General features: G+C 43.0%; 16 protein-coding genes and 2 pseudogenes. 16 read left to right on the top strand and 2 right to left on the bottom strand.

Features of this window, described 5'->3' with window-relative positions; genetic code table 11:
• Positions 1–52 precede the first annotated feature (52 nt).
• The 14 genes from cdaA to CHF41_RS06210 all read left to right on the top strand — a co-directional run bounded on the left by cdaA (position 53) and on the right by CHF41_RS06210 (position 15,040).
• Positions 53–907, top strand: coding sequence for a diadenylate cyclase CdaA (cdaA, locus tag CHF41_RS06145; protein WP_119876454.1), 855 nt, complete (start codon positions 53–55; stop codon positions 905–907).
• Positions 897–1,613, top strand: coding sequence for a CdaR family protein (locus tag CHF41_RS06150; RefSeq protein WP_119876455.1), 717 nt, complete (start codon positions 897–899; stop codon positions 1,611–1,613). The genes cdaA and CHF41_RS06150 overlap by 11 nt, the downstream gene beginning before the upstream one ends.
• Before the next feature lie 19 nt (positions 1,614–1,632).
• Positions 1,633–2,985, top strand: a complete 1,353-nt coding sequence (glmM, locus tag CHF41_RS06155; protein ID WP_119876456.1) for a phosphoglucosamine mutase — start codon at positions 1,633–1,635, stop codon at positions 2,983–2,985.
• Between the two features lie 104 nt (positions 2,986–3,089).
• A complete protein-coding gene (locus CHF41_RS06160; RefSeq protein WP_119876457.1) occupies positions 3,090–4,631 on the top strand; it encodes an ABC-F family ATP-binding cassette domain-containing protein in 1,542 nt (513 codons plus the stop codon).
• Between the two features lie 246 nt (positions 4,632–4,877).
• Entirely contained in the window at positions 4,878–6,275 is a 1,398-nt protein-coding gene (gene pepV, locus CHF41_RS06165) for a dipeptidase PepV (RefSeq protein ID WP_119876458.1), read from the top strand.
• A 69-nt stretch (positions 6,276–6,344) separates the two neighbouring features.
• On the top strand, positions 6,345–6,929 hold the full coding sequence (locus CHF41_RS06170) for a uracil-DNA glycosylase family protein (protein WP_119876459.1): 585 nt from the start codon (positions 6,345–6,347) through the stop codon (positions 6,927–6,929).
• A 37-nt stretch (positions 6,930–6,966) separates the two neighbouring features.
• Complete coding sequence (locus CHF41_RS10270; RefSeq protein ID WP_119876460.1) at positions 6,967–7,752, top strand: TPM domain-containing protein; 786 nt, start codon at positions 6,967–6,969, stop codon at positions 7,750–7,752.
• A gap of 110 nt (positions 7,753–7,862) precedes the next feature.
• Positions 7,863–8,441 carry a LemA family protein gene (locus CHF41_RS06180; RefSeq protein WP_119876461.1) on the top strand — a complete coding sequence of 193 codons (579 nt, stop codon included), beginning with the start codon at positions 7,863–7,865 and terminating at the stop codon, positions 8,439–8,441.
• Positions 8,442–8,570: 129 nt separating this feature from the next.
• Positions 8,571–9,245 (top strand): ribose-5-phosphate isomerase RpiA, encoded by a 675-nt coding sequence (gene rpiA / locus CHF41_RS06185; protein WP_119876462.1) that lies wholly within the window; start codon positions 8,571–8,573, stop codon positions 9,243–9,245.
• Positions 9,246–9,331: 86 nt separating this feature from the next.
• Positions 9,332–10,543 (top strand): phosphopentomutase, encoded by a 1,212-nt coding sequence (locus tag CHF41_RS06190; protein WP_119876463.1) that lies wholly within the window; start codon positions 9,332–9,334, stop codon positions 10,541–10,543.
• Position 10,544: 1 nt separating this feature from the next.
• Positions 10,545–11,084, top strand: a complete 540-nt coding sequence (locus CHF41_RS06195) for a ClbS/DfsB family four-helix bundle protein (RefSeq protein ID WP_119876464.1) — start codon at positions 10,545–10,547, stop codon at positions 11,082–11,084.
• Positions 11,075–11,884, top strand: coding sequence for a purine-nucleoside phosphorylase (locus CHF41_RS06200; RefSeq protein ID WP_119876465.1), 810 nt, complete (start codon positions 11,075–11,077; stop codon positions 11,882–11,884). The genes CHF41_RS06195 and CHF41_RS06200 overlap by 10 nt, the downstream gene beginning before the upstream one ends.
• Positions 11,885–11,895: 11 nt before the next feature.
• Positions 11,896–12,606: a purine-nucleoside phosphorylase gene (deoD, locus tag CHF41_RS06205; RefSeq protein WP_119876466.1), complete on the top strand. Its 711-nt coding sequence runs from the start codon at positions 11,896–11,898 to the stop codon at positions 12,604–12,606.
• 169 nt (positions 12,607–12,775) lie between these two features.
• A complete protein-coding gene (locus CHF41_RS06210; RefSeq protein ID WP_119876467.1) occupies positions 12,776–15,040 on the top strand; it encodes a glycogen/starch/alpha-glucan phosphorylase in 2,265 nt (754 codons plus the stop codon).
• Positions 15,041–15,921: 881 nt separating this feature from the next.
• Here CHF41_RS06210 and CHF41_RS06215 read toward each other — a convergent pair.
• Positions 15,922–16,520 (bottom strand): annotated as a pseudogene (locus CHF41_RS06215) (transposase); the annotation flags it as partial.
• Between CHF41_RS06215 and CHF41_RS06220 the strand changes: the two are divergent.
• Both CHF41_RS06220 and pcrA read left to right on the top strand, forming a co-directional pair.
• Positions 16,509–17,198 (top strand): annotated as a pseudogene (locus CHF41_RS06220) (ISAs1 family transposase); the annotation flags it as partial. The pseudogenes CHF41_RS06215 and CHF41_RS06220 sit on opposite strands and share 12 nt — an antisense overlap.
• A gap of 191 nt (positions 17,199–17,389) precedes the next feature.
• Positions 17,390–19,666, top strand: coding sequence for a DNA helicase PcrA (pcrA, locus tag CHF41_RS06225; protein WP_119876468.1), 2,277 nt, complete (start codon positions 17,390–17,392; stop codon positions 19,664–19,666).
• Positions 19,667–19,709: 43 nt separating this feature from the next.
• Here pcrA and CHF41_RS06230 read toward each other — a convergent pair whose 3' ends face one another.
• Positions 19,710–19,913: a hypothetical protein gene (locus CHF41_RS06230; protein WP_119876469.1), complete on the bottom strand. Its 204-nt coding sequence runs from the start codon at positions 19,911–19,913 to the stop codon at positions 19,710–19,712.
• Between the last annotated feature and the right edge of the window lie 119 nt (positions 19,914–20,032).

Raw genomic sequence — 20,032 nt, forward strand, 5'->3', positions numbered from 1 at the left:
GTCCAAGTATGGTATAATAGGAACAGCAAGAAATAGAAAGTATGTGAAGTGGATGCTCAATTATAGTCAATTATTTGATGTCAATTACTGGTCTAGTTTGTCAGCTAGTCCCTGGACTGCTTTGATGCACCTAGTCGATATAACACTGGTCAGTTATCTCATTTACCGTTTTAGTAAGGCCTTAGCAGGCACTAAGATTATGACCTTAGTTCGCGGGGTTTTTCTCTTTTTATTCTTCCAAATTTTGGCAACCTTGCTAGGACTTCAAACCATTTCCTGGTTGATGAATCAGGTTATTACCTATGGGGTCATTGCAGGTGTGGTGATTTTTGCACCGGAGATTCGGACGAGCTTGGAAAAACTTGGTCGGACGACCCAACTGTTTACAAGAGTAGAATTAAGTTCAGAAGAAACCCTTATTCAAGCTTTTATCAAGTCAGTAGCCTATATGGCTCCTCGGAAAATTGGAGCCTTAGTTGCAGTCGAGCGCACCCAAACCTTACGTGAATATTGTGCAACAGGTATCCCTCTTGATGCAGATATTTCTAGTGAATTACTCATCAATATTTTCATTCCCAATACCCCACTTCATGACGGTGCTGTGATTATAAAAGAAAATAAGATTGCTGTTTCGTGTGCCTATTTACCACTGACAGAGAGTGCTGGGATTTCAAAAGAATTTGGGACTAGACACCGGGCAGCAATCGGTCTAGCAGAAGTTTCGGATGCCTTTGTCTTTATTGTCTCAGAAGAGACAGGTAGCATCTCAGTCGCCTATAATGGACTGTTCAAGCATGGTCTTAGTTTAGACGAGTTTGAAAGCGAGCTACGGACAATCTTTACCCCTGATGACGTGAAAAAGAGAAGTTGGTTAGAACGCTTAGGAGGTAAAAATAATGCACGATAAATTAAAAAAAGTTGGACATTTGTTTCTTTCTGTTTTGATTGCGCTAGTGCTCTTCTTTTATGCAACAACGACCAATTATAAAAATTCAATTACAACTGCCAATACAACCAAGAAGGTCACCGAATCAGAAACCTATACTCATACGATTACCAATGTACCAATTGAAATGAAATACGACAATGAGAATTATTTCATCTCAGGTTTTTCACCAACGGTGACAGTTTCACTAACAGCCTCAAATCGTGTCATTTTACAACGTGAATCAGATGAATCGACACGTACCTTTTCAGTGGTAACAGATTTGAATGGATTGGCCAGTGGAACGCATGCTATTGAACTAGTAGCCTCTAATTTACCGACAGGAGTTAAGGCAAAACTGGCTCCCAACACTGTAACAGTTAAAATTGGGAAAAAAGTGAGCAAGAGCTACAGTGTTCAAGGTGTCATTACCAATAATCAATTAGCCGAAGGTTACAGTCTAGGAAAGGTAACGGTTAATGTGTCATCGGTGAAAGTCACAACGGATGAGGATACCATGTCTCATATCGACCATGTCGAAGCGGTTGTGCCAGATGCTAGTAATCTAGACACTAACTATAGTGGGACAGCCACCTTACAAGCTGTGGATAATCAAGGAAATGTCCTACCAGTTGTCTTATCGCAGGATGGTGCGACTTTACAGGCTACTATTACAAAAACAAAATAAGAAAGAGAGTTAGGAAACAATGGGAAAATATTTTGGAACAGATGGTGTTCGTGGAGAAGCAAATGTTGAGTTGACACCAGAATTGGCCTTTAAACTAGGACGGTTTGGTGGCTATGTATTGAGTCAACATGAAACCGAAACACCGAGGGTGTTCGTTGGCCGTGATACGCGTATCTCAGGACAAATGTTGGAAGCAGCCCTAGTAGCCGGTCTTTTGTCTGCTGGGATTCATGTCTACAAGCTAGGTGTCATTGCAACTCCAGGTGTGGCTTATTTGGTGCGGACTGAAAAAGCAAGTGCAGGAGTCATGATTTCAGCGAGTCATAATCCCGCCCAAGATAACGGCATAAAATTCTTTGCAGGTGACGGCTTTAAGTTAGATGATGCATTAGAAGCAGAAATTGAAGCGCTCCTTGATGCGGAAGAAGATACTCTACCTCGTCCGTCTGCTCAAGGACTAGGAGATGTGGTCGATTATCCAGAAGGTCTTAGAAAATACCAGGAATTTCTTGTTTCTACTGGATTTGATTTAGAGGGAATGAAGGTAGCTCTTGATACAGCAAATGGTGCAGCCAGTACCTCTGCTCGTCAGGTCTTTGCAGATTTGAGTGCTCAATTAGCTGTTATGGCAGAAAAACCAGACGGTTTAAATATCAATGAAGGTGTGGGATCGACCCACCCCGAAGCCTTGCAGGAATTGGTTCGGGAAACAGGAAGCCAGATTGGACTTGCCTTTGATGGGGATAGCGATCGCCTGATTGCGGTTGACGAAAAGGGTGACTTGGTGGACGGTGACCGTATTATGTACATCATTGGAAAATATCTAGCCGACCATGGTTTACTGGCTCAAAATACCATTGTTACAACAGTGATGTCTAATCTCGGTTTCCATAAGGCTTTGGACCGAGAAAGGATTGCGAAAGCTGTAACAGCTGTCGGTGACCGCTATGTGGTCGAAGAAATGCGCAAGTCAGGCTACAATGTCGGCGGTGAGCAATCTGGTCACGTTATCCTTATGGACTATAATACGACAGGCGATGGCCAGTTGACTGCTGTTCAGTTGACCAAAATCATGAAAGAAACTGGGAAAACCCTGTCTGAATTGGCTAGTGAAGTAACCATTTATCCACAAAAATTAGTCAATATTCGTGTTGAAAATAGCATGAAAGATCAGGCGATGGAAGTTGAAGCGATTGCAGCTATCATTGAAAAAATGGAGCATGAAATGGCTGGTAACGGTCGGATTCTTGTCCGTCCAAGTGGCACAGAACCCCTCTTACGGGTTATGGCAGAAGCGCCGACCGATGCAGAAGTGGACTACTATGTCGATACGATTGCTGATGTGGTGAGAGCAGAGATTGGTATTGATTAAAGCAATTGTCAGCTTGTGATGGAACAATAACATAAAGGGAAGTTTGGGACCCAATCACCGTCTCAAACTTCCTTTGATGTATAGATGATAAAAGAGGAGAAAACGTGAGTATTTTAGAAGTAAAAAATTTAAGTCATGGCTTTGGGGATCGTGCCATTTTTGAAAACGTCTCCTTTCGCCTTTTAAAAGGGGAGCATATCGGACTTGTAGGAGCAAATGGAGAAGGGAAATCAACCTTCATGTCCATTGTGACAGGTCAATTGCATCCAGACGAGGGAAAAGTTGAGTGGTCCCGCTATGTTACAGCAGGGTATCTGGACCAGCATGCTAAACTCGAAAAAGGGCAATCTGTACGTGCTGTTTTGCGAACCGCTTTTGATGAATTGTTTAAGACAGAAGAGCGCATCAATGAGATTTACCTATCTATGGCAGATGAAAATGCTGACATAGATGCCCTTATGGAAGAAGTTGGGGAATTACAAGATCGCTTGGAAAGTCGTGATTTTTATACCTTGGATGCCAAGATTGATGAAGTGGCTCGTGCTTTAGGAGTCATGGATTTTGGGATGGATAGCGATGTTACGGAGTTATCTGGTGGGCAAAGGACTAAGATTTTATTAGCCAAGCTCTTGCTTGAAAAACCGGATATTCTACTGCTTGATGAGCCGACTAACTATTTGGATGCTGAGCATATTGACTGGCTCAAACGCTATTTGCAAAATTATGAAAATGCCTTTGTTCTGATTTCCCATGATATTCCTTTCTTAAATGATGTAATTAACATTGTCTATCATGTGGAAAACCAGCAATTAACGCGCTACTCAGGTGACTATTACCAGTTCCAAGAGGTACATGCCATGAAGCGTGCCCAGTTAGAAGCAGCCTATGAGCGTCAACAAAAAGAAATTGCCGACCTTCAGGACTTTGTCAACCGTAATAAGGCCCGTGTTGCTACTCGTAATATGGCCATGTCTCGCCAGAAAAAACTTGATAAAATGGAGATTATTGAGCTACAGGCTGAGAAACCAAAACCGTCCTTTGATTTCAAAATGGCGAGAACACCGAGCCGCTTTATCTTTCAGACCAAAGATTTGGAAATTGGCTATGACCGTATTCTTAATCGCAAACCACTCAATCTGACCTTTGAACGCAATAAGAAAATTGCCATTATCGGAGCGAATGGGATAGGAAAATCTACCTTGCTAAAAAGTTTATTAGGCTTGATTCCGTCCTTAGGTGGTCAGGTTGAGCAGGGGGAGTATCTAGAAATTGGTTACTTTGAACAAGAGGCAGCTAGTGGTAACCGTCAAACGCCACTCGAAGCAGTCTGGGACGCCTTTCCTGCCCTTAATCAGGCAGAAATCCGTGCAGCCTTGGCTCGTTGCGGTCTGACATCCAAGCATATTGAAAGCCAGATTCAGGTCTTATCAGGAGGCGAGCAGGCTAAGGTTCGTTTCTGTCTCTTGATGAATCGTGAAAACAATGTCTTGATTTTAGACGAGCCGACCAACCACTTGGATGTTGATGCTAAGGACGAATTAAAGCGTGCCCTTCAAGCCTATAAAGGCTCGATTCTCATGGTCTGCCACGAGCCTGATTTCTACCAAGGCTGGGTGGATGATGTCTGGGATTTTAATGAGATGTAATAGAGTTATAGAAAAAGGTTGGGTCACCAACCTTTTTCTATAGAGTTCAGAGCATAGAGGGCAATTTTTCACTGCACCTGCTTTCTCTCGGATCTAATTCTGGTATTTTGTATTGAAAAATTTTTCCCTAGAGTTCAAGTCTCGCATGTTTCCTCTGGCATGTCCGTCTTTTTCTCGTCAAATGTATGAAATCTCTTTCACTTTATGATAGAATAGTATCAATTCATACTTGAAAAGGAGCATAACATGACGATTGATTTTAAAGCAGAGGTGGAAAAACGCCGTGAGGATTTGCTAGCTGATTTGTTTAGCTTGCTCGAGATCAACTCTGAGCGGGATGATAGCCTGGCAGATACCGAACATCCATTTGGACCTGGCCCTGTCAAGGCCTTGCACAAGTTCTTGGAGATTGCAGAGCGTGACGGTTATCCAACTAAGAACGTAGATAACTATGCCGGGCATTTTGAGTACGGTGATGGTGATGAAGTTCTTGGTATTTTTGCCCACATGGATGTAGTGCCTGCAGGAAGCGGCTGGAATACAGATCCTTATACGCCGACCATTAAAGACGGAAAACTCTATGCACGTGGGTCAAGCGATGATAAGGGACCAACTGTGGCTTGCTACTATGGTCTCAAAATCATTAAGGAATTAGGCTTGCCGATTTCCAAGAAAGTCCGTTTTGTCGTAGGAACAGACGAGGAATCTGGCTGGGCAGACATGGATTATTACTTTGAGCATAGCGGTGTCAAAGAACCTGATTTTGGTTTCTCACCAGACGCTGAGTTCCCGATTATCAATGGTGAAAAAGGAAATATTACTGAGTATCTTCATTTCGCTGGGAAAAATAGTGGCACAGCACGCCTGCATAGCTTTACAGGTGGTTTGCGGGAAAATATGGTGCCAGAATCTGCAACAGCCCTTGTCTCAGGTGCTCTTCCAGACCTAGCAGACAAATTGGTAGCCTTTGCCGCAGAACATCAAGTCCGTTTTGAACTCGATGAAGAAGATGATAAGTACAAAGTAACTATTATTGGAAAATCAGCTCACGGAGCGTCTCCACAATCTGGTGTTAATGGGGCAACTTATCTTGCTCGCTTCTTGAATCAGTTTGATTTTGCAGGATCGGCTAAGGACTATCTTGCTGTTGCCGGAGAAATCTTGTTTGAAGACCACAAGGGTGAAGCACTTGGTGTGGCGCACACAGACGAGAAAATGGGCGCATTATCCATGAACGCTGGTGTCTTCTGTTTTGATGAAGCAGCTACTGACAATACCATTGCGCTTAACTTCCGTTATCCAAAAGGCACAAGCCCAGAAGTTATTCAAGCCGTCTTGAAGAACTTGGCAGTGGCTGACGTAACCTTGTCAGAACATGGTCACACACCGCACTATGTCCCAATGGAAGATCCGTTGGTTGCGACCTTGCTGGATGTCTACGAACGCCAAACAGGTTTGCGTGGCCATGAACAAGTCATCGGTGGTGGAACCTTTGGCCGTCTCTTGAAACGTGGTGTGGCTTACGGCGCTATGTTCCCAGGCTATACAGACACCATGCACCAAGCCAATGAATTTGCAGATGTCGAAGACCTGATGCGTGCAGCAGCTATTTACGCAGAAGCCATTTACGAATTGGTTAAATAAGCAGTTTCAAACATAGTAGGTAGGAGCTGGGCGAATGTCCAGTTCCTTTTAGATAAGAGAGGTATCAAGATGTCCAGCATCGAAGAAATACGATCGGCCATTATGCAGGATGTTGAGAATCAAGGCTATACAGAACGAGGGATTCAGCCCCTGTTTCAAGTTGGAAGTGGAGCGAGGATACTGATTGTTGGTCAAGCGCCAGGTTTGAAAGCTGAGGAGCGCCAGCAACTATTTGCAGATCCGAGTGGCGATAACTTGCGGTCGTGGCTAGGGCTAGATAAAGAAACCTTTTATAATGCCAACCAACTAGCGATTTTGCCCATGGATTTTTACTATCCAGGAAAGGGGAAATCAGGCGATTTGCCACCGAGAAAGGGGTTCGCAGAAAAATGGCACTCAGAGCTGTTTGCGATGATGCCCCAGCTTGAGTTGACACTCTTGATTGGTCAATATGCGCAAGAATATTACTTGAGAGACAGACGAAAACGCACATTGACCGAAACAGTCAAAGCCTATGAAGACTATTTACCGCAGTATCTACCGCTCGTACATCCCTCTCCCCGCAACAATATCTGGCAGGCGAAAAACCCTTGGTTTCGGACGGAATTAGTCTCGAAATTGCAGGAAAAAGTAGCTCAAATCCTAGATAAATAGGGGAAATATGTTATAATAGTCAAAAGGAGGTCGTCCTATGAAAAAAGGTTTACGTTGGATTGTCGGATTGTTCCTAATCCCTCTGATGTTCCTGTTGCTTACTCCCTCCGTATATGCCCAAGTCCCTGATAGACCGCTAGAATCAACGGTGCTAGATGAGACCCATTCCCTATCAAGTGACACCATTCAAGCCATTGATAGTGAGAATCGTGCTTGGAAATCAACGACCGAGCAACTTCAGGTCGGGGTCTATATGACAGATTCCCTTTCAGGAGATATCGAATCCTTAGCGAATGAAGTGTTTCGCAAATGGCAGGTCGGGTTTTCAGGTACCAATAATGGTGTGCTTCTTGTCATCGCACTTGAAGATCGCAAGTTTCGGATAGAGACCTCAGATAATGCTGCAACTGTGTTGACAGATGTCGAAGCACGGCGTATCTTAAAGGACGCGCGTAGTTTTTTCCGAGAAGGGGATTACAATGGCGGTGTCCACTATATTGTGGATGCCATTGGCGATACCTTTTACGGAACGGACCGAGCCAAGGCACGCTTGGATGAATTTGAGGAAGAGCATGGCGGTGATAATAGCATCTCCTTCGGGCTTATTATCCTCGTATGTGTCATTATTGGTATCTTACTAGACCGCGGTGGTAGAGGCGGTCGTGGTGGCAGAGGCGGCCGTGGCGGTGGTGATGCCCTGCTCTGGATGTTGCTCAACAGCTCTAGCAGTTCTAGCGATCATTCCTCAGGATCATCTGGATTCGGCGGTGGTGGCTGGTCTGGTGGTGGAGGCGGTGGAGGCGGCGCCTCATCGGGTTGGTAGTATCGTCATTTCGTTTTTCTCTACGAGTCTTGCCTAATCTACCCTATGCCTGCGACTCACGATTGAATGTTAAATGAAAACGAAAAGACCGTAAAAAGAAAGGAAAAATAATGAACAAAAAATTACTCTATATTATCATTCCAGTACTAGCGATTGTCTTTATCGCTATGGGAGCCATTGGTCAATACAATGGTCTCGTTGATAGCTATGCTGAGGTTGAAAATGCCCAGTCCAATGTCGATACACAGTTGCAACGACGTTATGATTTGATTCCAAATGTTGTTTCTTCTGTAAAAGGAGCAATGGAGCATGAGACAGAAGTCTTTACAGCCATTGCGGATGCGCGTGCTAAAATCGGCTCTAGCAAGCAAGGTTCTGCCGAGTACAAGGAAGGGCAAAGCCAACTCGATTCAGCGGTTTCTCGACTCCTCGTCCTCACCGAAAATTATCCGCAATTAAATTCCAACCAACAAGTCTCTGACTTGATTACAGAGCTTGAAGGAACAGAAAATCGTCTCTTGGTTGCCCGTAAGGATTTCAATACCATTGCGACAGCCTACAATAAGAAAATCAAACGATTCCCAACAAGTATCTACGCAGGAATCTTTGGCTATGAGAAAGTAGATTTATTCCAAGCGACATCTGATGCCGCAACAACTGTCCCAAGTGTCAACTTGAAGGATAAATAAGCCCATCCAACACCTCTTTCTAGTGATAGCAGAGGTGTTTTTTTGACTTTTCAAAATGCAATTTTCATTTCCAATACGGATAGTAAAATGGTATACTGTAATGGAAAACGTTTTAAAAGGAGTATGGTCATGGTAAATTTGAAAGAGCAGGTCGGCTTGAAAGCTGCTGAATATGTGACGGACGGGATGATTGTTGGTCTGGGAACCGGTTCAACTGCTTATTATTTCGTGCAAGAATTAGGGCGCCGTGTCCAAGAAGAGGGACTTTCGATTGTCGGTGTGACTACTTCCCATGCGACAGCTGAGCATGCGGCATCACTCGGCATTCCCCTAAAATCGATTGATGAAGTGCCTTATGTGGATCTTACAGTAGATGGTGCTGATGAAGTAGACGGAGTCTTCAACGGTATCAAAGGTGGTGGAGCTGCCCTTCTCATGGAAAAAATTGTTGCGGTCAACAGCAAGGACTGCATTTGGATTGTGGATGAGTCGAAAGTTGTTGATACCTTGGGAGCTTTTAAATTACCAGTTGAAGTGGTGCAGTATGGGGCTGAGAATTTATTTAGAGCTTTTGAAGAAAAAGGCTATCGCCCAAGTTTCCGTATGAAAGATGGCGAAAAACTCGTGACCGATATGAAAAACTACATCATCGACTTAGACCTAAAAGAAATTGCCGATGCGGCTGCCCTAGCCAATGAACTAGACCATACCGTTGGGGTTGTCGAACACGGCCTCTTTATCCAACTAGTTTCCAAAGTCATCGTAGGCTATCCAGACGGCCCACGTTTTCTCCAAAAGCACTAGGGCAATCCAAACGCTTTACCTAGAAATGACTAGGAAAGCGTTTTTGTGTTATAATAGAATTAATCATTCATTTAAAGGAGAAAGAAATGGCAAAATTTAAACGCATGCACGTTGTTGTGTTAGATTCAGTTGGAATTGGTGCGGCGCCCGATGCAGACCAATTTTTTAATGCAGGTGAGCCAGATACGACCTCTGATACCCTAGGACATATCTCAGAAACAGCGGGCTTGACCGTGCCAAACATGGCTAAGATTGGTCTTGGAAATATCGAGCGTGACACACCGCTTAAAACTGTTGCTGCTGAAGAAAATCCAACAGGTTATGTGACAAAATTAGAAGAAGTATCACGTGGAAAGGACACCATGACCGGTCACTGGGAAATCATGGGACTCAATATCACTGATCCATTTGATACATTCTGGGATGGTTTCCCAGAAGAGCTTCTTCAAAAAATCGAAGCATTTTCAGGACGGAAAATCATTCGTGAGGCCAACAAACCGTATTCTGGAACAGCAGTCATCGATGACTTTGGCCCACGCCAAATGGAAACAGGTGAGTTGATTGTCTACACATCTGCCGACCCTGTTCTTCAAATTGCAGCCCACGAGGATATTATTCCGCTTGACGAACTCTACAAGATTTGTGAATATGCACGTTCGATTACTCTTGAGCGTCCGTCTTTACTTGGTCGTATCATTGCGCGTCCTTATGTAGGAACACCGGGCAATTTCACACGGACTGCCAACCGTCATGACTATGCTGTTTCTCCATTTGCTCCAACCGTGCTTGACAACTTGAAAGCAGCAGGTATTGATACCTACGGTGTTGGAAAAATCAACGACATTTTTAATAGTGCAGGAATTTCTCACGATATGGGTCATAATAAGTCCAACAACCACGGTGTGGATAATTTCATCAAGGTCTTGCAAAATGAAGACTTTACAGAAGGTCTGTCATTTACCAACCTCGTTGACTTTGACGCAGTCTACGGACATCGTCGTGATACAGCAGGCTACCGCGATTGCTTGGAAGAATTTGACGCACGATTGCCAGAAATCATCGCAAACCTTCGTGAAGATGATCTGCTCATGATTACAGCGGACCACGGAAATGACCCGACCTATGTCGGAACAGACCACACCCGTGAGTATGTGCCGTTGCTTGTATTTGGAAAATCACTTAAAGGTGCGGGCCATATCCCCGTTGGGCACTTTGCGGACATCTCAGCGACCATTGCGGACAACTTCGGTGTTGAAAAGAGCCAGATTGGAGAAACCTTCCTAGAACGCTTGGTGTAAGATGAAAGAATATGAATCTAAGGTAGCCTTACTAGCAGAAATAGAGAAAAAAGCAGCCCTCTTTATTGGAGAATTTTCGGTGATTTCTGATAAGGACAAGGATTTGCTGCTAGACGGGGTGGATCGCAGTCCCGCTCAGATGATTGCCTATCAATTAGGCTGGTTAAAACTGCTGCAAGGCTGGGAAAAGGATGAGCAGGCAGGGCTTGACGTGATTACACCGCATGGAGACTTTAAGTGGAATCAGCTCAGCGGACTCTATCAGCGATTTTATAGAGAGTATGAAAACTATTCTTTGCAAGAGTTGATAACGCAGTTTGAAAAAGAAGTGGGCGCTATCTTAGAGCAGGTAAATCGCTACACCGATGAGGAGTTGTTTCAGCCAGAAATCAGAAAATGGGCTAGTTCAACGCCCAGCAAGTGGCCTGTTTGGAAATGGATTCATATTAATACCGTTGCACCCTTTACCAACTTTCGAACAAAGATTCGGAAGTGGAAGAAAGAATATCAAACTAAGGAGAAAGAAAAAAGATGTCATTAATGGAAAAAATTCAAGAAACAAAGAACTTTTTGGAAGCAAAAGGTCTTATAGCCCCAGAATTTGGCTTGATTTTGGGATCAGGCTTGGGCGAATTGGCTGATGAAGTAGAAAATGCGATTGTCATCGATTATGCAGAGATTCCAAATTGGGGTAAATCGACTGTTGTCGGTCACGCTGGTAAATTAGTCTATGGAGACTTAGCTGGTAAGAAAGTGTTGGCTCTTCAAGGACGTTTCCACTTCTATGAAGGAAATCCAATGGAAGTAGTTACTTTCCCAGTTCGGGTGATGAAGGCACTTGGCTGCCATAGTATCATTGTGACAAACGCAGCAGGAGGTATTGGCTATGGCCCAGGAACCCTTATGATGATCAATGACCACATCAACATGATTGGAACCAATCCGCTCATTGGTGAAAATTTAGATGAGTTTGGTCCACGCTTCCCAGATATGTCAGATGCTTACAGCAAGGATTACCGTGCCAAAGCGAAAGAAATTGCAGAGAAGATTGGTGTTCAGGTAGAAGAAGGTGTTTATCTAGGAGTATCTGGTCCAACCTATGAAACACCAGCAGAAATCCGTGCCTACCAAACAATGGGCGCTTCTGCGGTCGGTATGTCAACTGTACCAGAAGTGATTGTAGCGGTGCATTCAGGGATGAAAGTTTTAGGAATTTCAGCGATTACTAACTATGCAGCTGGGTTCCAAAGCTCACTCAACCATGAAGAAGTGGTCGAAGTGACAACACGTATTAAGGAAGATTTCAAAGGCTTCATCAAAGCAGTCTTGGCAGGTTTATAAGAGGAGAAGAAATGTCTATTCATATTGGAGCAAAAGTCGGCGAAATTGCGGACAAGATTTTGTTGCCTGGAGATCCCTTGCGGGCAAAATTCATCGCAGAAAATTTCTTAGAAGATGCGGTGCTGTTTAACGAAATTCGAGGCATGTATGGCTACACGGGGACTTACAAAGGTGAACGTGTGAGCGTGATGGGAACAGGTATGGGAATGCCGTCTATTTCTATCTATGCGCGTGAGTTGATTGTGGACTACGGTGTGAAACGCTTGATTCGTGTGGGTACCGCAGGATCCCTTAATCCTGATGTTCATGTCCGTGAATTGGTCTTGGCCCAGGCAGCAGCGACCAATTCAAATATGATTCGCAATGATTGGCCAATGTATGACTTCCCACAGATTGCTAGTTTTAATCTACTGGATAAGGCCTATCATATTGCTAAAGAATTAGGCATGACCACGCATGTGGGTTCTGTCTTATCGACCGATGTTTTCTATTCAAATTTCTTTGAGCAAAACGTGAAATTGGGAACAATGGGTGTTCATGCTGTTGAAATGGAAGCAGCAGCGCTTTACTATCTTGCTGCGCAACATGGTGTAGAAGCTCTTGGTATTATGACCATTTCAGATAGCCTTGTTAATCCAGATGAAGATACAACAGCAGAAGAACGTCAAACAACCTTCACAGATATGATGAAAGTTGGCCTTGAAACACTGATTTCTAAGTAAGCTATTCCGGAAAAATTTACATCTCTAGGGGTGTAAATTTTTTCTTGCTCAAGACTTGCCTTTTTGGGTAAAATATAGTATAATATAATAGAAAGCGTTTCCAAAAAAAGCGGAAAACTTGCATATTTATTTCTATAAAAAATGAAAACGGTAGGAGTTTACAAAAACAATGATCAATTTACAAAATTTTGTTCAAACCATGTATGCAAAGCGTATTGAAGATTGCTCAGATCAGGAATTATATTATGCTCTTCTTGCCTTTACAAAGCAACGGAGTGAAGCAAAGTGCACCAATGACCAAAAGAAAAAAGTTTACTATATTTCAGCAGAGTTTTTGATTGGAAAACTCTTGTCTAATAACCTTATCAACTTAGGCTTGTATGACGAGGTCAAACACCAGCTAGCAGAAGCAGGCAAGGATTTGATTGCGATTGAAGAAGTGGAAATGGAGCCGTCTCTTGGAAACGGTGGCTTGGGTCGTCTTGCAGCCTGCTTCCTTGATTCGATTGCAAGTCTTGGTTTGAATGGAGACGGTGTGGGTCTCAACTATCACTTTGGGCTTTTCCGTCAGCTCTTCCAATACCACCAGCAATCAGCTCTTCCAAATGAATGGATTACCCCACGTTCTTGGTTGACAGAATCTCCGATTTCCTACCAAGTACCATTTGCGCATTTTATCTTGACCTCAAAACTCTATGACATTGATGTGCCAGGTTATAAGACCGAGAGGAAAAATCGCTTGCGCCTCTTTGATTTAGCATCTGTTGATGACAATATCATCGATGACGGAATCGATTTTGATATGGATGACATTTTCCGCAACTTAACCCTCTTTCTTTATCCTGATGATTCAACGGACCAAGGAAAAATCTTGCGGATTTTCCAACAGTACTTCATGGTGTCAAATGCTGCACAACTCTTGATTGATGAAGCAATTGCTAAAGGTTCAAATTTGCATGATTTGGCAGATTATGCGGTTGTTCAAATCAATGATACGCACCCGTCCTTAGTTATCCCAGAATTGATTCGCCTTTTGGAACTCCGCGGTATTGCCTTTGATGAGGCAGTAGAGATTGTCAAGAGCATGACCGCCTATACCAACCATACGATTTTGTCGGAAGCTTTGGAAAAATGGCCGCTTGACTTCTTGAATAAGGTTGTACCGCATTTGGTACCATTTATCGAAGAATTAGACCGCCGTGCAAAAGCCATTGAAGATAATCCAGCCGTGAATATCATTGATGAACACGGTCGCGTCCACATGGCCCACATGGATATTCATTATGGCTATTCAATCAATGGAGTGGCTGCGCTTCATACGGAGATTTTAAAATCATCTGAGCTCAAGGCATTTTATGAGTTGTATCCTGATAAATTCAACAATAAGACCAACGGCATCACCTTCCGCCGCTGGCTCATGCATGCCAACCCGCGTTTAGCGCACTATTTGGATGACTTGATTGGTCGTGATTATCACCGTCGTGCGGAGAGATTGGAAGACTTGCTTGGTTATAAGGATGACGCAGCCTTTAAGCAGGAATTAGAAAATATCAAACGCCACAACAAGCGGAAATTGCAACGCCATATTGCCCAAACACAAGGGGTTGAGGTAAATCCAGACGCAATCTTTGATGTGCAAATTAAACGGATGCACGAATACAAACGTCAACAGATGAATGTCTTGTACGTCATTCATAAGTATTTGGACATCAAGGCAGGCAATATCCCAGCTCGTCCATTGACTGTATTCTTCGGCGGAAAGGCAGCGCCAGCCTATACCATTGCTCAAGACATTATTCATTTGATTTTGGTCTTGTCTCAGGTGATTCAGCATGACCCTGAGGTCAGCCCGCACTTGCAATTGGTCATGATTGAAAACTACAATGTTACCGAAGCAAGTTTCATCATTCCGGCAGCAGATATTTCAGAGCAGATTTCACTTGCTTCAAAAGAAGCATCTGGAACAGGAAATATGAAATTTATGCTAAATGGTGCCTTGACAATTGGTACAGATGACGGCGCAAATGTGGAAATCCATGAGCTAGTTGGCGATGACAATATCTACATCTTTGGTCAAGATAGTCAGACGGTCATTGACCATTATGCAAATGGTACCTATCACCCACATCATTTCTATGAAAAGGAAGCCATTCGTCCGTTAGTAGACTTTATTACCAGCGATGTTATCCGTCAAGCAGGAGGAATTGACGAGCGCTTATGGAGATTGCAAGACAATCTCAAGCACAATGACCACTTTATGACCCTCCTCGATTTAGAAGAATACATTGAAACCAAGGAACGGATGTTGAGAGACTACGAAGACCGAGACGCTTGGTTAGAAAAAGTTATTGTTAACATTGCAAAAGCTGGATTCTTCTCAAGTGACCGCACAATTGAGCAGTATAACGAAGACATCTGGCATTTGGAGGAATAAAAAGGTCCGGTGGACCTTTTTATCTTGCGCTCAAGAAATGCTAGAAGCGCAATAAATGAGTTGTATGTTATAAGAGGATAAGAATAGAAGTTGCTTTCTGCTTCACTCTCTTTCTCATTCCCTCTTTCTGACGAAAAGGGGTGAGTGTGAAAAAGGTCCGGTGGACCTTTTTATCTTGCGCTCAAGAAATGCTAGAAGCGCAATAAATGAGTGGTATGTTATAAGAGGATGAGAACAGAAGTTGCTTTCTGTTTCACTCCCTTTCTCATTCCCTCTTTCTGACGAAAAGGAGTGAGTGTAAAAAAGGTCCGGTGGACCTTTTTATCTTGCGCTCAAGAAATGCTAGAAGCGCAATAAGTAAGTACTATGTTATAAGAGGAGGATAAGAACAGGAGTTGCTTTCTGTTTCACTCCCTTTCCCATGTGGACCTTTTTATCTTGCGCTCAAGAAATGCTAGAAGCGCAATAAATGAGTGGTATGTTATAAGAGGATGAGAACAGAAGTTGCTTTCTGTTTCACTTCCTTTCCCATGTGGACCTTTTTATCTTGCGCTCAAGAAATGCTAGAAGCGCAATAAGTAAGTACTATGTTATAAGAGGATGAGAACAGAAGTTGCTTTCTGTTTCACTCTCTATCTCATTCCCTCTTTTTGACGAAGAGGGGTGAGTGTGAAAAAGGTCCGGTGGACCTTTTTATCTTGCGCTCAAGAAATGTTAGAAGCGCAATAAGTGAGTACTATGTTATAAGAGGATGAGAACAGAAGTTGCTTTCTGTTTCACTCCCTTTCTCATTCCCTCTTTTTGACGAAGAGGGGTGAGTGTGAAAAAGGTCCGGTGGACCTTTTTATGGCTCTTTGTCAACTGTAGTGGGTAGATGTCAGCTAACATCTAGAGAGGACCAGCTTGGTCTTCTCTTTTTTGATATTGATGGCAATCAGAATCCGCTTTTTGAAGTTTTCAAAGTCCCGAAATCCAAAGGCATTACACTTGATGACTTTGATGATGTTATTTGTAGCCTCCAGTTTGGCGTTTGAATAGGGTAAAACCAAAGCCTTTTCAATCTTGTCCCTGTCTTTCATGAATGTCCTGAAAACAGTTTGAAAGAATGGATTGACACCCTCTATCTGTTCTTCAATTAAGTCAAAAAAATAGTCAGCTTGTTTCTCTTGAAAATGGAAAAGCAAGAGCTGGTAGAGGTCATAATGCCTCCTAAGTTCGTCAGAGCAGCCCAAAAGACGTTCGACTACTTCCTTGTTTGTCAAATGCATCCGAAATGTAGGGCGATAAAACCGTTTATCACTGAGTTTACGGCTATCTGCACCAGTTTCCAGTAGCGTTTGAGCGTCTTGTATTCATGTGATTTGCGGTCAAAAGCATTCATAATTTGGGTACGGACACGGTTCATAGCACGGCTGAGATGTTGCACAATGTGGAAACGTTCAAGTACGATTTTGGCATTCGGAAATAGCTGTCTAGCCAATTTATTGATGATTGCGCAGGTGAATTGGATAGTCGACAATCTTGGAAAATTCGCTATCCCTTATCAACCATTCTATTTCTTGTCTTCGTTTGTCAGTTAGCAGGTATTGAAACCTGGAAGGAGATGGAAAACTTTATTGAAATGAATGAACCATTGTTTGCGACCTACGTTGATTTGAGTGAAGGTTGTCCGCCTCATGATACCTTGGAGCGTGTGATTAGTCTTGTTCATTCAGACCGTTTAAAAGAGCTTAAAGTTAAATTTGAACAATCACTGACAAGCTTAGATGCGGTTCATAAACTGATTTCAGTGGACGGTAAAACGATTCGAGGCAATCGTGGTAAAAATCAGAAGCCTATTCATATTGTAACGGCTTATGATGGGGGTCATCATCTTAGTTTAGGTCAGGTTGCGGTTGATGAGAAAAGTAATAAAATTGTTGCCATTCCCCAATTATTTCGGACCATTGATATCTGTAAAAGCATTGTTACCTTAGGTGCAATGGGTACACAGACTGCTATTGTTGATACTATTATTAAAGGGAAAGCAGACTACTGCTTAACCGTCAAAGGAAATCAGGAGACACTTTATGACGATATTGCTCTTTATTTTAGTGATGTCAACTTATTGAAAGAGCTACAAGAAAAGGGACAGTATTATCAGAGCGTTGAAAAAGCTATCTTTTCAAAATTGATGTTAGGGCACAAAAGGACGAAAAGAAAGTTTTCATGCGTACGGCGTGAGAAAGAATACTTTCTGACTATTTCATTTGTCTAATTTTTGATATAATAAAGAAATTGGAAGTCTTGGGAAATCAATGTGGCAGTACCTGCTTGGTTTCTGATGAAGGTAAGAGATAAGGAGAGAAGATGAATCCGTTACTAAATGGAATGAATGACAGACAATCAGAGGCAGTTCAAGCGACTGAAGGGCCTTTGTTGATTATGGCAGGGGCTGGTTCTGGTAAGACACGGGTCTTGACCCACCGGATTGCTTATTTGATTGACGAAAAATTAGTCAATCCTTGGAACATTTTGGCGATTACCTTTACCAATAAGGCGGCTCGGGAGATGAAAGAGAGAGCTTTTGCACTCAATCCTGCAACCCAAGATTGCTTGATTGCAACCTTCCACTCGATGTGTGTACGGATTTTGCGTCGGGATGCTGATCACATTGGCTATAATCGTAATTTTACCATTGTAGACCCGGGTGAGCAGCGGACCTTGATGAAGCGGATTTTAAAGAATCTTAATTTAGATCCGAAAAAATGGAGTGAACGCTCCATTTTAGGTACAATTTCGAATGCCAAAAATGATTTGATTGACGAAGTAGCCTATGAAAGTCAGGCAGGTGATCTTTATACGCAGATTGTGGCCAAGTGTTACACGGCTTATCAAAAAGAATTACGCATGAGTGAGGCAGTGGATTTTGATGATTTAATCATGCTGACCCTACGTTTATTTGATCAAAATCCAGATGTACTAACCTATTATCAGCAGAAATTCCAGTATATCCATGTCGATGAGTATCAAGATACCAACCATGCCCAATACCAATTGGTCAAGCTCCTTGCTTCTCGTTTTAAAAATATATGTGTTGTAGGAGATGCAGATCAGTCTATCTATGGCTGGCGTGGGGCGGATATGCAAAATATCCTTGATTTTGAAAAAGATTATCCAGAGAGTAAGGTCGTTTTATTAGAAGAAAATTATCGCTCTACTAAGACAGTCTTGCAGGCGGCTAATGAGGTGATCCAAAACAATCGCAACCGTCGTCCGAAAAATCTCTGGACACAAAATGACGAAGGCGAGCAGATTACCTACTACCGAGCACGTGATGAGCAGGATGAGGCGCTTTATGTTGCTACTCAGATAGATGAAGTAGTACGAACTGGCCGAAAGTATCGGGATGTTGCAGTTTTGTACCGCACCAATGCCCAATCTCGTACCATTGAAGAAGCTCTTTTAAAAGCCAATATTCCCTATACCATGGTCGGTGGAACCAAGTTCTACAGTCGTAAGGAGATTCGCGATGTCATTGCCTATCTGAATGTCATTGCAAATTCTGCGGACAATCTGTCCTTTGAGCGGATTGTCAATGAGCCAAAACGTGGAGTGGGACCTGGTACGGTGGACAAACTTCGTGATTTTGCCCAAATGCAGGAGCTATCGTTGCTAGAAGCAAGTCAACAGATTATGTTGTCAGGTATTAAGGGTAAGGCTGCGCAAGCTATCTTTGACTTATCCCACTTACTCTATCAGTTGCGAGACCAGTTAGATGAGCTGTCGATTACAGATCTGGTAGAAGCTGTTTTGCAAAAAACAGGCTACATGGAGGTTCTTACCCTACAAGCGACCTTAGAAGCCAATGCTCGAATAGAGAACTTGCAGGAATTTCTCTCCGTGACCAAGCATTTTGATGAAGAATCGGAGGTGGAGGGTGAGTCAGGTCTTGATACCTTGAGCCGTTTCCTCAATGATTTGGCCTTGATTGCTGATACGGATGATGGAGACCGAGAGAGTTCAGAAGTGACCTTGATGACCCTACATGCGGCAAAGGGCTTGGAATTTCCAGTAGTATTTTTGATTGGAATGGAAGAAAATGTCTTCCCGCTCAGTCGAGCTGCTGAAGATGAGGATGAATTAGAAGAAGAACGCCGTTTGGCCTATGTGGGAATTACGCGGGCAGAAAAGCAGCTTTATTTAACAAATGCAAATTCACGTCTGCTCTTTGGTCGCAGTAGCTACAACCAGCCGAGTCGCTTTATCAGAGAAATCTCGAGTGATTTGTTGAATTACCAAGGCTTGGCAAGACCTGCCAATACTGCATTTAAGGCCTCCTATGTCAATGGTCAGACGAGCAAATTTGGTCAAGGCATGAGTTTACAACAGGCCATTCAGTCGCGCAAGTCTCAGATTCAGCCTCGTAGTTTGGGAGATGATTTGCCGTTTGGAAAATCCAGCTCCTCTGCGCAAACAGACTGGGCAGTAGGTGACATTGCTGTTCACCGCAAATGGGGACGAGGGACTGTCCTTGAAGTGACTGGTAGCGGAGCAAGTCAAGAATTGAAAATCAATTTCCCAGACTTGGGCCTTAAAAAAGTCTTAGCCAGTCTAGCACCAATTGAGAAAGAAACTGAAGCATAAAAAATCGCCTAGAAATCATGTTTTCTAGGCGGTTTTGTCTAGGTTAGTAATTACAACCTAGAAAGAGGAATGATAGAATGATGTAGAGCACGCACCCTAGGAGGGCTAGGTAGCCAAGGAGAAAAATTATTTTGACTGTTTTGGATAAAATTAAGGCATTGATTCGCTTGATAAAGATAATCCCAAATAGGATATAGGCGACAACAATAATCATCAAAAACAGATGAAAATAGAGTAAGATAGACATAATGGCTCCTTTCTGGTAAGTTGACTTGTCACGTAATCGTCTTCTACCATCAGTTTATCATTTTTTAGCATGTCGACTAATGAAGTAAAAGGGTATCTTTGTTTGACTTTTGGTATAAT

Source organism: Streptococcus respiraculi (assembly GCF_003595525.1).
Taxonomy (GTDB): Bacteria; Bacillota; Bacilli; order Lactobacillales; family Streptococcaceae; genus Streptococcus; species Streptococcus respiraculi.